The organism is Pseudomonas sp. BJa3 (assembly GCF_026343815.1).
In the GTDB taxonomy this organism is placed as follows: domain Bacteria; phylum Pseudomonadota; class Gammaproteobacteria; order Pseudomonadales; family Pseudomonadaceae; genus Aquipseudomonas; species Aquipseudomonas soli.
In genome coordinates this window covers 81,677-95,807 of the sequence record NZ_JAOXMC010000017.1, presented here as the reverse complement: position 1 = coordinate 95,807, position 14,131 = coordinate 81,677, and the positions used below count along the sequence as shown (strand labels likewise).

Annotated in this window: 12 protein-coding genes; 9 read left to right on the top strand and 3 right to left on the bottom strand. The window is 65.8% G+C overall.

Annotated elements, in window-relative coordinates; genetic code table 11:
- Positions 1–39: 39 nt before the first annotated feature.
- From kdpF to OH705_RS20695, 6 genes are all read left to right on the top strand, one after another.
- Positions 40–129 carry a K(+)-transporting ATPase subunit F gene (kdpF, locus tag OH705_RS20720; protein WP_011534724.1) on the top strand — a complete coding sequence of 30 codons (90 nt, stop codon included), beginning with the start codon at positions 40–42 and terminating at the stop codon, positions 127–129.
- Positions 130–138: 9 nt separating this feature from the next.
- Entirely contained in the window at positions 139–1,833 is a 1,695-nt protein-coding gene (gene kdpA, locus OH705_RS20715) for a potassium-transporting ATPase subunit KdpA (RefSeq protein WP_267302871.1), read from the top strand.
- Between the two features lie 10 nt (positions 1,834–1,843).
- Positions 1,844–3,898: a potassium-transporting ATPase subunit KdpB gene (gene kdpB / locus OH705_RS20710; RefSeq protein ID WP_094012056.1), complete on the top strand. Its 2,055-nt coding sequence runs from the start codon at positions 1,844–1,846 to the stop codon at positions 3,896–3,898.
- A 12-nt stretch (positions 3,899–3,910) separates the two neighbouring features.
- Positions 3,911–4,468, top strand: coding sequence for a potassium-transporting ATPase subunit KdpC (gene kdpC, locus OH705_RS20705; RefSeq protein ID WP_267302870.1), 558 nt, complete (start codon positions 3,911–3,913; stop codon positions 4,466–4,468).
- Positions 4,469–4,532: 64 nt separating this feature from the next.
- Complete coding sequence (locus OH705_RS20700) at positions 4,533–7,187, top strand: sensor histidine kinase (protein ID WP_038706491.1); 2,655 nt, start codon at positions 4,533–4,535, stop codon at positions 7,185–7,187.
- On the top strand, positions 7,184–7,882 hold the full coding sequence (locus tag OH705_RS20695) for a response regulator (RefSeq protein ID WP_094012058.1): 699 nt from the start codon (positions 7,184–7,186) through the stop codon (positions 7,880–7,882). The genes OH705_RS20700 and OH705_RS20695 overlap by 4 nt, the downstream gene beginning before the upstream one ends.
- 24 nt (positions 7,883–7,906) lie before the next feature.
- Here OH705_RS20695 and OH705_RS20690 read toward each other — a convergent pair whose 3' ends face one another.
- Positions 7,907–9,610, bottom strand: coding sequence for a diguanylate cyclase (locus tag OH705_RS20690; protein WP_232888258.1), 1,704 nt, complete (start codon positions 9,608–9,610; stop codon positions 7,907–7,909).
- Positions 9,611–9,707: 97 nt separating this feature from the next.
- On the bottom strand, positions 9,708–10,937 hold the full coding sequence (lysA, locus tag OH705_RS20685) for a diaminopimelate decarboxylase (protein WP_267302869.1): 1,230 nt from the start codon (positions 10,935–10,937) through the stop codon (positions 9,708–9,710).
- 147 nt (positions 10,938–11,084) lie between these two features.
- Between lysA and OH705_RS20680 the strand changes: the two genes are divergently transcribed.
- Positions 11,085–11,999 (top strand): LysR family transcriptional regulator, encoded by a 915-nt coding sequence (locus OH705_RS20680; protein WP_023630234.1) that lies wholly within the window; start codon positions 11,085–11,087, stop codon positions 11,997–11,999.
- 93 nt (positions 12,000–12,092) lie between these two features.
- The gene (locus OH705_RS20675; protein ID WP_023630235.1) at positions 12,093–12,431 is read left to right on the top strand and encodes a hypothetical protein; all 339 of its coding nucleotides are present in this window, start codon (positions 12,093–12,095) and stop codon (positions 12,429–12,431) included.
- Here OH705_RS20675 and cynR read toward each other — a convergent pair.
- Positions 12,419–13,336, bottom strand: a complete 918-nt coding sequence (cynR, locus tag OH705_RS20670; RefSeq protein ID WP_267302868.1) for a transcriptional regulator CynR — start codon at positions 13,334–13,336, stop codon at positions 12,419–12,421. The two genes, OH705_RS20675 and cynR, sit on opposite strands and share 13 nt — an antisense overlap.
- A gap of 111 nt (positions 13,337–13,447) precedes the next feature.
- Between cynR and OH705_RS20665 the strand changes: the two genes are divergently transcribed.
- Positions 13,448–14,107, top strand: a complete 660-nt coding sequence (locus OH705_RS20665; protein ID WP_023630237.1) for a carbonic anhydrase — start codon at positions 13,448–13,450, stop codon at positions 14,105–14,107.
- The last annotated feature ends 24 nt before the right edge of the window (positions 14,108–14,131 follow it).

The following is a 14,131-nucleotide window of genomic DNA, read 5'->3' as shown; positions in this document are numbered from 1 at the left end:
CCAAAGCGGCCTTCACGCCGCAACTAGGGGAGATTGCACATGTACATGCTCGACGGGCTGTCACTGCTTCTGGCGGTGGCGTTGGCGGTTTACCTGCTGGTGGCGCTGCTGCGCGCCGATCGCGGCTAAGGGGCGACCATGCACAGTTACGATTACCTGCTGCTGCTGGCGTTCTTCGCCATCGTGCTGTTGCCGGCGCCCTGGCTCGGACGCTTCTACTACAAGGTGATGGAAGGCCAGCGTACCTGGCTGTCTCCCCTCCTTGGACCGGTGGAGCGGGGGTGCTACCGCTTGGCCGGGGTAGATGCCGAACAGGAGCAGGGCTGGAAGCAGTACACCCTGGCGCTGCTGGCGTTCAACCTTGCGGGCTTCCTGCTGTTGTTCGCCGTGCTGCTGCTGCAAGGCTCGCTGCCACTGAACCCGCAGCACCTGCCGGGCCAGGAGTGGTCGCTGGCGTTCAACACTGCGGTCAGCTTCATGACCAACACCAACTGGCAAGCCTACAGCGGTGAAGCCTCGGTCAGCTACCTGACGCAAATGATCGGCCTGACCGTGCAGAACTTCGTCAGTGCCGCCACCGGCCTGGCTGTGCTGGTCGCCCTGTGCCGGGGTATTGCCCGCCGGTCTGCCAACACCCTGGGCAACTTCTGGGTCGACCTGACCCGCGCCACCCTCTACGGCCTGCTGCCGCTGTGCCTGGTGCTGGCGCTGCTGCTGGTCTGGCAAGGCGTGCCGCAGACCTTTGCCGACTACGTCCACGCCCTGACCCTGCAAGGCACCGACCAGACCATCCCGCTGGGCCCGGCCGCCAGCCAGATCGCCATCAAGCAGTTGGGCACCAACGGCGGTGGCTTCTTCGGCGTCAACTCGGCGCACCCGTTCGAGAACCCCACGGCCTGGAGCAACCTGTTCGAAGTGGCCTCGATCATCCTGATCCCGGTGGCCCTGGTATTCACCTTTGGCCACTATGTGAAGGACCTGCGCCAGAGCCGCGCGATCATCGCCTGCATGCTGGCGCTGTTCCTGATCGGTGGCAGCACCGCGCTGTGGTCGGAACACCAGCCCAACCCGGCCCTGGAAAGCGCCCAGGTGCAACAAGGCGCGCCGCTGGAAGGCAAGGAAAGCCGCTTTGGCACCACCGGTTCGGTGCTGTGGACGGTGACCACCACCTCAGCCTCCAACGGTTCGGTCAACGCCATGCACGACAGCCTCAACCCACTGACCGGCATGGTGGCGATGGTCAACATGATGCTTGGCGAGGTGATCTTCGGCGGCGTCGGCGCCGGCCTCTACGGCATGCTGCTGTTCGTGTTGATCGCCGTGTTCCTGGCCGGCCTGATGATCGGCCGCACCCCGGAATACCTGGGCAAGAAGCTGCAGGCCCGTGAAGTGCAACTGCTGGTGGCGACCCTGCTGGTGATGCCGGTGGGCGTGCTGGTGCTCGGCGCCATCGCCGCCAGCCTGTCCGGACCTGCCAGCGCGGTAACCAACCCCGGCGCCCACGGCTTCAGCCAACTGTTGTACGCCTACACCTCCGGTACCGCCAACAATGGCTCAGCGTTCGCCGGCTTCGGTGCCAACACCCCGTTCCACAACGTGATGATCGGCCTGGCCATGCTGATCGGCCGCTTCGGCTACATCCTGCCGGTGCTGGCCCTGGCCGGTAGCCTGGCGGCCAAGAAGAGCGCGCCACAAGGCCTGAACAGCTTCCCCACCCACGGCCCGCTGTTCACCACGCTGCTGCTGGTGACCATCCTGCTGGTAGGTGGCCTGACCTTCCTGCCGACCCTGGCCCTGGGGCCGATTGCCGAACACCTGAGCCTGGGTTTCTGAGGAACACACCATGAACATGCCCATTCCCGAAGTGAAGGCGCGTCATAGCGCCAAGGACCAGACCCGTTTCGCCGCCCTGTGGCGCCCGGCGCTGGTGCAGGCCTTCGTCAAGCTCGACCCGCGCCAGCTCAGGCGCGCCCCGGTGATGCTGGTGGTGGCCCTCACTGCCATGCTGACCACGGTGCTTTGCTTTGCCCCTGAAAGTGGCGTGAGCACTTCAGTGGCCGTGCAGATCACCGTGTGGCTATGGTTCACCGTGCTGTTCGCCAACTTCGCCGAAGCCCTTGCCGAAGGCCGTGGCAAGGCCCGCGCCGACAGCCTCAAGGCTGGCAGCCAGGGCCTGGCCGCCAAGCGTCGCAAGAGCGACGGTACGTTCGAGACCGTCGCCGCCACCCAGTTGCGCAAGGACGACGTGGTGCGCGTGGTGGCCGGTGAGCTGATCCCCGGCGACGGCGAGGTGCTCGAAGGCATCGCCGCGGTCAACGAGGCGGCCATCACCGGCGAGTCCGCGCCGGTGATCCGCGAGTCCGGCGGTGACCGTTCGGCCGTTACCGGCAACACTCGCCTGGTCTCCGACTGGCTGCTGATCCGCATCACCAGCAACCCCGGCGAGTCGACCCTGGACCGCATGATCGCCTTGGTCGAAGGCGCCAAGCGGCAGAAGACCCCCAACGAGATCGCCCTCGACATCCTGCTGATCGGCCTGACCCTGATCTTCCTGATCGTGGTGGTGACCCTGCAGCCGTTCGCCCGCTTCGCCGGCGGCGAGCTGCCGCTGATCTTCCTCGCCGCGCTGCTGGTGACGCTGATCCCCACCACCATCGGCGGCCTGTTGTCGGCCATCGGCATCGCCGGCATGGACCGCCTGGTGCGCCTGAACGTGATCGCCCGCTCTGGCCGCGCCGTGGAAGCGGCAGGCGACGTGCACACGCTGATGCTCGACAAGACCGGCACCATCACCTTCGGCAACCGTCGCTGCAGCGCCCTGCACGCAGCCTCCGGGGTGACCGCCAAGGAGCTGGGGGAGGGCGCCTTGCTCGCCTCGCTGGCCGACGACACTGCCGAGGGCAAGTCGATCGTCGAGTACCTGCGCCAGTTGCACGACTTCGCGGAACCTGCAAGCAATCAGTACGAAGCCATCGCCTTCAGCGCCGAGACGCGCCTGTCGGGCATCGATTTCCAGCAGCGCCGCTACCGCAAGGGCGCCGTCGACGCGGTGCTGGCCTTCTGCGGCCTGCAACGCCTGGAGCTGCCCGCCGCCCTGGCCCGTGAAGTGGAGCGCATCGCCCAGAGCGGCGGTACCCCGCTGCTGGTATGCGTCGACAAGCACCTGCTCGGCGTGATCCACCTCAAGGATGTGGTCAAGCCCGGTATCCGCGAGCGCTTCGCCGAGCTGCGCAAGCTCGGCATCCGCACCGTGATGGTCACCGGCGACAACCCGCTGACCGCCGCCGCCATCGCCGCCGAGGCGGGCGTCGACGACGTACTCGCCGAGGCTACCCCGGAGAAGAAGCTGGCGCGTATTCGCCAGGAGCAGAACGACGGGCGCCTGGTGGCCATGTGCGGCGACGGCGCCAACGACGCGCCGGCTCTGGCCCAAGCTGACGTGGGCATGGCGATGAACGACGGCACCCAGGCTGCACGCGAGGCCGCCAACATGGTCGATCTCGACAGCGACCCGACCAAGCTGCTGGACGTGGTGCAGGTGGGCAAGGAGCTGCTGGTCACTCGCGGCGCGCTGACCACCTTCTCCATCGCCAACGACGTGGCCAAGTACTTCGCCATCCTGCCGGCGCTGTTCGCCGCCATCTACCCGCAGTTGGGCGTGCTCAACCTGATGCACCTGGCCAGCCCGCAGAGCGCGATCCTCTCGGCCATCGTGTTCAACGCGCTGATCATCATCGTGCTGATCCCCCTGGCGTTGCGCGGTGTGCGGGTGCAGGCCGCCAGCGCCGCCCATTTGCTGCGGCGCAACCTGCTGGTCTACGGCCTGGGCGGCATTGTCGTGCCGTTCGCCGGGATCAAGCTGATCGACATGCTGCTTACTGCGCTGCACCTGGTCTGAGGAGACACTGACATGACCGCTTATGTACGCCCGGCCCTGAGCCTGGTCCTGCTGATGACCGTGGTCACCGGCGCGCTGTATCCCCTGGCGGTGACCGGCATCGCCCAGGTCGCCTTCCCTGAGCAGGCCAACGGTAGCCTGGTGCGCGATGACCGTGGTCAGGTGCGCGGCTCGGCGCTGATCGCCCAGGAATTCAAGGGCGATGGCTGGTTCCAGTCGCGCCCTTCGGCGGGCGCCTATGCCACCGTGGCCAGTGGCGCGAGCAACCTGGCGCCGAGCAACCCGGCGCTGGCCGATCGGGTCAGGACTGACGCCTCCCAGCAGTACCAGGCGCAGCAGGGGCCAGTGCCCCAGGCGCTGTTGACCACCTCCGGCAGCGGGCTGGACCCGCACCTGCCGCCCGAGGCCATCGCTTACCAGCTGCCGCGCGTGGCGGCGGCGCGGCAGGTCTCGGAGGAGCGCTTGCAAGTGCTGGTGAATGACGCCACCCTGCGCCCATTGGTCGGGCCGCCGGTGGTCAATGTGCTGGCGTTGAACCAGGCGCTTGAGCGTCTTGCTCCGAGCCACTGAAGCCGAGGCCGCTTTGCGGCCCATCGCCGCAGGCCCTCATTCGTGACATTTTGAAGGATGAAGCATGAGCAACCCCACTCGCGCCGATGCGCTGCTGGCCGGCCTGCCCCGCGAAGGTCGCGGCAGGCTCAAGGTGTTCCTCGGCGCCGCGCCCGGGGTCGGCAAGACCTTTGCCATGCTCCAGGCCGCGCACGCCCAGCAGCGCCAGGGCTTGCAAGTGGTGGCCGGAGTGGTCGAGACCCACGGCCGCGCCGAGACCGAAGCCCTGCTCGGCGGGCTGACCCAACAACCCCTGCTGCGCCGCGAATATCGCGGCGTGATGCTCGAGGAAATGGACCTCGACGGCTTGCTCAAGGCCGCGCCTGCGCTGGTGCTGGTCGATGAGCTGGCGCACACCAACGCCCCCGGCAGCCGCCACGCCAAGCGCTGGCAGGACGTGCAGGAACTGCTCGCCGCCGGCATCGACGTATACACCACGGTCAACGTCCAGCACCTGGAAAGCCTCAACGACAAGGTCCGCGACATCACCGGCGTGCAGGTGCGCGAGACATTGCCCGACTGGGTGCTGCAGGAAGCCTTCGAACTGGTGCTGATCGACCTGCCGCCGCGCGAGCTGCTCGAGCGCTTGCGCGAGGGCAAGGTCTACGTGCCCGAACAGGCACGGGCGGCCATCGAGGCCTATTTCTCCCAGACCAACCTCACTGCCCTGCGCGAGCTGGCCATGCAGACCGCCGCCGCCCAGGTGGACGCGGACCTGGCCAGCGGCTACCGCCAGCGCGGCCAGGAAGCCCCGGCCCTGCGCGGGCGGCTGCTGGTGGGCATCGATGGCGACGAGCAGGCCGAACGCCTGGTGCGCCATGCCTGCCGCGTCGCCCAGCGTCGCCATCTGCCATGGAGCGTGGTCCATGTCGATAACGGGCGCTTGCGCGACGAAACGGCCCGCCATCGCTTGCAGGCCGCCCAGCAACTGGCCGAGCGCCTTGGCGGCGAAGTGGTGCTGTTGCGCGCCGGCGAAGTGGCGCGCACGCTGATCCAGCACGCCGCCGAGCGCCGCGCCAGCCTGGTGCTGGTGGGCCAGTCCCGTGACCTGTTGCGTCGGCGCCTGGTCGGCGCCGGCGTGGCGGCGCGCCTGCTGCGTGAGAGTCACGGCCTGGAGATCAACGTACTCGACCGCGATGCCCAGCCGCCAGCGGCGCGCACGGCAGCAAAGCGCGTATGGGTATGGCGCCATTATGTGCTGGCGCTGGTTGCCACGCTGCTGGCCGCAGGCCTGGCCTGGGCCGTGTCGAGCGTGCTGGCGCTGCCCAACATTTCCCTGGTGTTTCTTGCCGCCGTGCTGCTGGTGGCGGTACGCAGCAGCCTGGGGCCGGCGCTGGCGTGCGCGGCGCTGTCGTTCCTCACCTACGACTTCCTGTTCATCCCGCCGAACTTCTCCTTCGCCATCCAGCGCGAAGAGGACGTGCTGACCCTGGTGTTCTTCCTGCTGATGGCCGCGCTTACCGGCAACCTCGCCGCGCGCCAGCGCCGCCAGTTGCAGGCGCTGCGCGAGACCCAGGCAGAGACCCGCCAGTTGCTCGACCTGTCGCGCCGCCTGACTGTGGCCACCGACCGCCAGGCGGTGTTCAGCGCTGCCGGCCAGCATATGGATGGTTGGCAGGGCGTGCAGGTGTGTCTGCTCGAACGCAGCGCCGACGGCCTGTTGCAAGTGGCCAGTGGTGGCTCGCCAGCCTTCACCGACAATGAACGCGCCGCGGCCGAATGGGCCTGGCAACATGGCCAGGCCGCGGGCTTTGGCAGTGACACCTTGCCCCACGGTCGTTGGTGGTGGTGGCCGCTGGCCGTGGAGGAACAGCCCCTGGCCCTGCTCGGCATTCGCCCACGCGACGGCGAACCACTGAGTGATCCGCGCCGTCGGTTGTTGATGGCCCTGGCGCAGCCCCTGGCCCAGGCCCTGGCCCGTGCCCGCCTGGGCGAGCAACTGGAAGCCGCCCGCCTGCACGGTGAAACCGAGCAACTGCGCAGCGCCTTGCTCGCCTCGGTCTCCCATGACCTGCGCACGCCGCTGACGTCGATGCGCGGCAGCATCGACAGCCTGCTGGCGCTGGGTGACGCCATCCCCCCGGACGACCGCCGCGAGCTGCTGGAAGGTACCCGCAACGAAGCCGAGCGCCTGGATCGCTACATCCAGAATCTGCTGGACATGACCCGCCTGGGCCACGGCACGCTCAAGCTGGCCCGCGACTGGGTAGCCCCGGCTGATATCGTCGGCAGCGCCCTCAACCGCTTGCGCGTGGTGCTGGCGCCCCTGCGCGTGCACACCGAAGTCCCGCCCGAGCTGCCGCTGCTGTTCGTGCACGCGGCGCTGATCGAGCAGGCGCTGATCAATGTGCTGGAAAACGCTGCACGCTTTTCCCCGGCCAACGGTCGGCTGCAACTGCAGGTCTCGGTGCACGACGAACAGCTGTGCCTCGCAGTCGCCGACGAGGGCCCCGGCATCCCCCAGGACGAGCGCGAAAAGATCTTCGACATGTTCTACACCGCCGCCCGCGGCGATCGGGGCGGGCAGGGCACCGGCCTGGGCCTGGCGATCTGCCAGGGCATGATCGGTGCCCATGGCGGCCGCATCCTGGTCGATGACGGCATCGATGGCCACGGCACCTGCATCACTCTATGCTTGCCGCTGCCGACCCAACCCGTTACCGAAAGTGAAGCCCCATGAGCCAAGCCGCCACCTTGCTGGTCATCGACGACGAGCCGCAGATCCGCAAGTTCCTGCGCATCAGCCTGGCGTCCCAGGGCTACAAGGTGATCGAGGCCGGCACGGGCAGCGACGGCTTGGCCCAGGCCGCCTTGAACAAGCCCGACCTGGTGGTGCTCGACCTCGGCTTGCCGGACATGGACGGTCAGCAAGTGCTGCGCGAGCTGCGTGAATGGAGCACGGTGCCTGTGATGGTGCTGTCGGTGCGTGCCAGCGAAGTGCAGAAGGTCGATGCGCTCGACGGTGGGGCCAACGACTACGTGACCAAGCCGTTCGGTATCCAGGAATTCCTCGCCCGGGTGCGGGCTTTGCTGCGCCAGGCGCCTCAGCTTGGCAGCGTGGCCGCTGCGGCGGGCTTCGGGCCGCTGACGGTGGACTTCGCTTTTCGCAAGGTCACGCTGGACGGCCTGGAGATAGCCTTGACGCGCAAGGAATACGCGCTGCTGGCGCAGCTGGCCGGGCATCCCGGGAGGGTCATCACCCAGCAGCAACTGCTCAAGGACATCTGGGGGCCGACCCATGTGGACGACACCCACTACCTGCGTATCGTGGTAGGGCACCTGCGGCAGAAATTGGGTGACGACCCTACGGCGCCGCGGTTCATCATCACCGAGGCGGGCGTGGGGTACCGGTTGGTCGCGCCGACCGACCCGTGACCAGGCCCGGCGCTGGCGTCATCGTTATGTAACGCCCGTTAGCGCGGGTTCCGTTACTACCCGATTACGTCCCTGGGCCTTGGCTTGATAGAGCATCCGGTCCGATCGTTCCAACGCGGCTGACATCGGTTCGCCCGCTTTCCACATGGCCACCCCCAGCGAGATCGTGATATGCCCGACAGTATCGAATTGCGCCGCCTCGATCACTGCTCGGAGCCGTTCGGCGACCTCTGCGCCGGTCGCAATCGAACCATTGGGCAAGAGCAGCAGGAACTCCTCGCCGCCCACACGGCATACCATGTCGTCCGGGCGCGATACCTGTCTCATCAACCGGGCGACGGCGCGGAGGGTTTCATCCCCGGCGCCATGGCCATAGGTGTCGTTGACGCGCTTGAAATGGTCGATGTCCACGGCGATCGCAGCGAAGGTTTTCAGGGATTGCTGCCAAAGCGCCATGGTTTCCTCCATGGCCCGGCGATTCGCCAGTCCGGTCAGCGGGTCGCTATGTGCCTGCTGGTTGAGCCGCCCAATCTTCTCCTGCAGCAGGGCCGCTCCCAGGAGCAGCGCGCGGCGGATCTGCCAGCTTTCAACGTAGTCCGCAGGAACCGCGAGGATCCGTTCGTAGCTTTCAGGTGCATCCAGGCGCTTGGCGTTCTCCGCCAGTCGGGAGAGAGGGACGGAAATCTTCACGCCCAGCCACCAGATCAACAGCAGTCCGAACAGACCGAGGGGGACGATGCCTTTGGCAACTTTGATCGTCGTCGCCTTCAGCGTTGCCTCAATGTTCGATAGAGGCCGCTGTGAAATCACGCTCCAACGACTGCTGGGGATACTGGCATAACCCGCGAGCATTTCGTTGCCACTGCCGTCCTTCGCCCGCAGCGAACCGTGGTCTTGCTGCAGCGCGGCATCGACGATAGGGTCAGCGGCCAGGGTCGTCCCGATGCGCCGCGGGTCCGGGTGGTAAAGCACTTGTCGATGGCTATCGACCAGGTAGACATGCGCGCCATCCTCGCGGATGTTCAGGTCCATGAGCGCTTGCAACGTGTTTTTCTGTTCCAGGCGGATGCTTCCGCCGACAAGCCCGAGGTATTCGCCGTCGGGGCTGAAAACAGGGTGGGAGACGAACACGACCAGATTGCCTGCCAGGGACTTGAATGCGTCGCTGATCATCGGTTCTCGTCTGGTCAGAGGGGAACGACGTTGCAGCGCCTTTCCGTCCAGTTGCAGGCTGCTGGGGGCCGAAGCGATGATCTTTCCTTGTGCGTTGGCTATCAGTACCGAATTGAAGCTGTGGTCCTGGTTCAGCAGGCGGTGTGCCTCGTCGTGCAGAGCAGTTCGGTCTGCGAAGGCATGGCCGATGAGTGTGGATGCAAACCCCAGGCGATCCAGTTCGGAACTCAGCACTTCCTCCACACTGGTTGCGATCCGGGCAGCGTAAGCCTGGTTGGTCTGCAGGGCGTTTTCCGCCAGCTCGGATCTCTGGGTGGTGAACATCACCCAGAAAGTATTGGCCAGGGTTGCGACAGCACAGATCAGCGCGAACGCCAGCAGCAGCGTGCGCAAGGTGAGCTTGGGGCGTGGCCGTGTAGGCATGTGGCGCATCCGGATGCTGAAGGCATGCGATTTGGTGAAGCGGCGTCGCCGTGGGGTTGGAAACGCGCTCCTTGCGCCTTCTGGCGTATCCTGATTGGCCTTCTGCAACAAAACGCGGAGAGTTCGGATCAAGTATCTCACATCTGCTTTCGAGCCACCATTTTGACATGGTTTCGACGGCGGATCGCCTTCTGCCGATCCGCCACCGACAATCACTAGCCCCTACCGGCTAGTCGAACTGCTCGAGCTGCATCAATTCCTCAACCCTCTGTCTCCGGCGAATCATGCGCAGTTGACCCTGATCGAGCAGGAACTCTGGCAACAACGGTCGGCTGTTGTAGTTCGACGACATGGATGCGCCATAAGCCCCTGCATCGTGAATTACCAGCAGGTCACCGACCTTGGCCTGGGGCAAGTCGTGGGGGGTCAACTCCTCGTCGTTCTGGGTGAACACATCCCCCGACTCGCACAGCGGCCCGGCTACGACGGTTGGCTGCAATGGGCGGCTCACGGGCCGGCCCACTGCGTCGAACAGGCTCATGCGGTGGTAGGCCCCGTACATGGCCGCGCGCATCAGGTCGTTGAAGCCGGCATCGACCAGGATGTAGTGGCGCTCACCCATCTGCTTGACCGCGCGCACCTCGGTCACCAGGCAGCCAGCTTCGGCGACCACGAAGCGCCCAGGCTCGATCTCCATGCGTACCGGGTGACCGAGCATCGTCTCGATCTCCGAGCGGGCCACCGCCCAGGTTCGGGCGTAGCGCTGCAGGTCCACTGGTTGGTCGCCGTCGCGGTAGGGGGTGGACAGGCCGCCCCCGATGGAGAAAGCTTCGATATCCATGCCCAGCCGGCCGATCAGCTCGACCATCGCGCTGGCCACTTGCTCCAGGTGCTGGTAGTCCACCCCCGAGCCGATGTGCATGTGCACGCCCACCAGGTGCAGGCCGTGTTGTTTCACGCAAGCCAGCGCATCGGGCAGTTGTTCGTGCCAGATGCCGTGCTTGCTGTTCTCGCCGCCGGTATTGGTTTTGCGACTATGGCCATGGCCGAAGCCGGGGTTGATGCGTAGCCACACCCGGTGGCCGGGGGAGCGCTCGCCGAGCTGGCGGAGCATGTCGATAGAGCCGGCATTGACCTCGATACCGGTCTGCACCACCCGCGCCAGGGTCGGTTGGTCCAGCACGTCGCAAGTCAGCACCACGCCGGCGGGGTCGCCGCCCACCGATGCGCCGGCGGCAAAAGCGCGCTCCATTTCCCCCAGGGATACCGCGTCGAGCACCAGGCCGCGTTCACGGATCAGGCGCAGCACGTGCAGGTTGGGGTTGGCCTTCTGCGCGAAGCGCACGGTGTCGAAGTGCTGCTTGAGCTGGTCGATGCGCTGGTGGATGGTCTGGGCGTTGTAGGCCCACAGCGGCGAGCCATGCTGGCGGACTGCTTCGGCCAGGAGGGTAGTGGTCATGGTGGCGTTCCTTGTTTTGGATGCGCCGATAGTGGGGGATTTTATAAATTCAGAAAAATAGATTTTTTTCTGCTAGATATTCATATCTGATATCAGCTCAAGCAACCAAGTTGCTGACACGCTTACTCTCTTTACCACCGAGCAACCATGAAACTCTCCATCCGCCATATCGAGGTATTCCGCGCCATCATGGCTGCCGGCAGCGTCACCGGGGCTGCGCGCCTGCTGTTCACTTCGCAGCCCACGGTGAGCCGCGAACTGGCGCGCATGGAGCAGGTCACCGGGCTGAACCTGTTCGACCGCGAGGGCGGGCGCCTGGTGCCCAGCGCCCAAGCTTTGCTGTTGATCAAGGAGGTCGAGCGGGCCTTTGTCGGCCTGGAGCGCATCGACCGCTTCGCCCAGGCCATCCGCAACTTCGAACAAGGCCGGCTGGCCATCACCTGCCTGCCGCTGTTCTCGCAAACCCTGCTGCCGAAGGCCTGCAAGGCGTTTCACCAGCACCATCCCGGGGTCAGCCTGAGTATCACCGCCCAGGAGTCGCCGTTGCTTGAGGAGTCGCTGGTTGCCCAACAGCACGACCTTGGCCTCACCGAGACCGCGCAGGTACCGCGGGGCGCGGTCGGCGAACTGTTGTTCAGTGCCGACATGGTCTGCGTGCTGCCCGCGCAGCACCCCCTGCTGGCCAAGCCGTTACTCCAGCTGCAGGACTTCCACGAGGTCGATTTCATCAACCTGGCCAGCCTGGACAGCTACCGGCAGCAACTCGACCGGCATTTTCGCGAGGCCGCAGTGAACCGCCGCACGATCATCGAGACCACCAGCGCCGCCTCGGTGTGCGCCATGGTCCGCCAGGGGCTGGGTGTAGCGATCATCAATCCACTGAGCGGGCTGGAGGCCGGGCAAACTGGGCTGGCGATCCGCCGATTGGGCCTGTCGGTGCCGTACCAGGTGATGCTGATCCGGCCCGAGCTGCGGCCCGCATCTTCGGTGCTGGAGCCGTTCTGCCAGGCGCTGCGGGGGCAGGCCAGGGCAATGGAGGCGGCCTTGGCGCAAGGCGTCTGAGTGGCCGGGCGAACGATTGGAACGTTCTCAACCACGCCAAGGTCAACCCCATCAGCAGTGATCGAAAATGCTCCACAGCATGAGGAATCGCCAATGAGTACGCTGACGATCGAAGGCTGGTTCAAAGGTGAGGGTGATCGCAGGTCCACCCCGGTGGGTGATATCCACTTCGACATCCAGGGCGTGAACCATCGCAAGTTGGAGCAGGCCGAGGAACACCTGCAACAGAGCCACGAGTCCGAGGCGATGGTGGATGTCGACATGGACAGCCTGAACCTGGTGCTGCCCGAGGGCTACGGCCCGCTGTCGGACTGCCGCCTGCGCGTCTACCTGAGCGACGACGAGCGTGGCCAGTTCCACCTGGTCGGGCATCGGGCCAGCGATGGCAGCCTGATCTACACCAATGCGGTGTTGATCGCTCAGCTGAGCTGAATACCGGCTGCGCTGTCGCCTGTTTCCAGGCGTGCCGCCACTGACGTCGCCACTTCGCTGAAAGCCCGCGCCGCCGCGCTCTGGTAGGCGCCCCTGCGCTGCATCAAGACTGCGGTGCGCTGCAGGCGCAGTGGGTCCAGGGCAATGGCGGTCAGGTCATCATGGGCCAGGGCGAGGTTGGCGGGCAGCAGGGTCGACAGTGTCGTGCGGCGCACCACTTCGATCACTGCGCCAATCGCGTTGGCCTCCATCCGCACCCGTGGGCGGATACCGTGCTGGCGGCAATAGCGCTCGATCTGCTCGCGCGTGGCGAACTCGGCGCTGAGCAAGATCAGCGACTCGTCGTTGAGCGCGTGTGGGCCAATACTGCGGGTAGTGGCCAGCGGATGCGCGCGGCCGACCACCAGCGCCAGGGTTTCCACCAACAGCGGGCGGCTGTCGATGTCCTGGTTGTGGACCTCATCGAAGGCGATGCCGACATCCAGCTCATCGGCCTGCAACAACTCCTCCATGCGCTCCTGGGCGATCTCTCGTAGGTTCAGGGTGATGTTTGGATAACGCGCATGGAAGGCCTCGACCAGCGGGCCGATCAGGTAGGTGGTGAAGGTCGGCGTCACCGCCACCCGCAGCGATCCTCGGCTGAGGTCGCCCACGTCATGGATGGCGCGCCTGGCCTCAAGCAGCTCCTGTTCCGCCCGCTTGGCATAGCGCAGGTAGACCTCCCCGGCATCGGTCAGCCGCGTGCTGCGCCCGGAACGGTCGAATAACTGCGCGCCAAGGCTTTCCTCCAGTTGCCTGACCTGTTGTGACAGCGCCGGCTGGGAGACATGCAGCGCCGCCGCGGCGCGGGTAAAACTGTGATGTTGAGCCACTGCGAGGAAATACTGGATGTGCCGGGCAAGCATGCTTTTCTCATAAGATAATCTGATGTGCTTCATCATAAATGAGACTTTTACCTTATGTAAGGCGCTGCGTAACCTTTGCCTCAACACACCGCGACATTGAGGCAAACAGCCATGAAAGACATCATCGACGGTTTTCTGAAGTTCCAGCGTGACGCCTTCCCCGAACGGGTCAAGCTGTTCAAGGACCTGGCCACCCAGCAAAGCCCCCGGGCGCTGTTCATCTCCTGCTCCGACAGCCGCCTGGTGCCCGAGCTGGTCACCCAGCGCGAGCCAGGCGACCTGTTCGTCATCCGCAACGCCGGCAACATCGTGCCGTCCTACGGCCCTGAGCCTGGCGGCGTGTCGGCCTCGGTCGAATATGCCGTCGCCGCCCTGCAGGTAGCCGACATCGTCATCTGCGGCCACTCCGACTGCGGCGCCATGACCGCCATCGCCACCTGCAAGTGCCTGGAGCACATGCCTGCAGTGGCCGGCTGGCTGCGCTACGCCGACTCCGCCCGGGTGGTCAACGAGGCGCGCCAGCACCACAGCCCGCAGGCCAAGGTCGAGGCCATGGTGCGCGAGAACGTGATCGCCCAGTTGGCCAATATCCAGACCCACCCCTCGGTGCGTCTGGCCCTGGAAGAGGGCCGCGTGCGCCTGCATGGCTGGATCTACGACATCGAAAGCGGCCGCATCGACGCCTTCGACGGACGCACCGGCCAGTTCGTCGCCCTGGCGCAGAACCCCGACGTCAACGCCGTTTCCCACCCTTCCAGGCACGTTGCCTGAACCCCTTTCAAACCCAAGGAGACA

What these genes read in the sequence shown, in the direction of transcription:
- OH705_RS20675 (WP_023630235.1), top strand. Translation starts at nt 12,093, where the DNA reads ATGAGTACGCTGACGATCGAAGGCTGGTTCAAAGGTGAGGGTGATCGC.
- OH705_RS20695 (WP_094012058.1), top strand. Translation starts at nt 7,184, where the DNA reads ATGAGCCAAGCCGCCACCTTGCTGGTCATCGACGACGAGCCGCAGATC.
- kdpF (WP_011534724.1), top strand. Translation starts at nt 40, where the DNA reads ATGTACATGCTCGACGGGCTGTCACTGCTTCTGGCGGTGGCGTTGGCG.
- OH705_RS20680 (WP_023630234.1), top strand. Translation starts at nt 11,085, where the DNA reads ATGAAACTCTCCATCCGCCATATCGAGGTATTCCGCGCCATCATGGCT.
- kdpC (WP_267302870.1), top strand. Translation starts at nt 3,911, where the DNA reads ATGACCGCTTATGTACGCCCGGCCCTGAGCCTGGTCCTGCTGATGACC.
- OH705_RS20665 (WP_023630237.1), top strand. Translation starts at nt 13,448, where the DNA reads ATGAAAGACATCATCGACGGTTTTCTGAAGTTCCAGCGTGACGCCTTC.
- kdpA (WP_267302871.1), top strand. Translation starts at nt 139, where the DNA reads ATGCACAGTTACGATTACCTGCTGCTGCTGGCGTTCTTCGCCATCGTG.
- kdpB (WP_094012056.1), top strand. Translation starts at nt 1,844, where the DNA reads ATGAACATGCCCATTCCCGAAGTGAAGGCGCGTCATAGCGCCAAGGAC.
- cynR (WP_267302868.1), bottom strand. Translation starts at nt 13,336, where the DNA reads ATGCTTGCCCGGCACATCCAGTATTTCCTCGCAGTGGCTCAACATCAC.
- OH705_RS20700 (WP_038706491.1), top strand. Translation starts at nt 4,533, where the DNA reads ATGAGCAACCCCACTCGCGCCGATGCGCTGCTGGCCGGCCTGCCCCGC.
- lysA (WP_267302869.1), bottom strand. Translation starts at nt 10,937, where the DNA reads ATGACCACTACCCTCCTGGCCGAAGCAGTCCGCCAGCATGGCTCGCCG.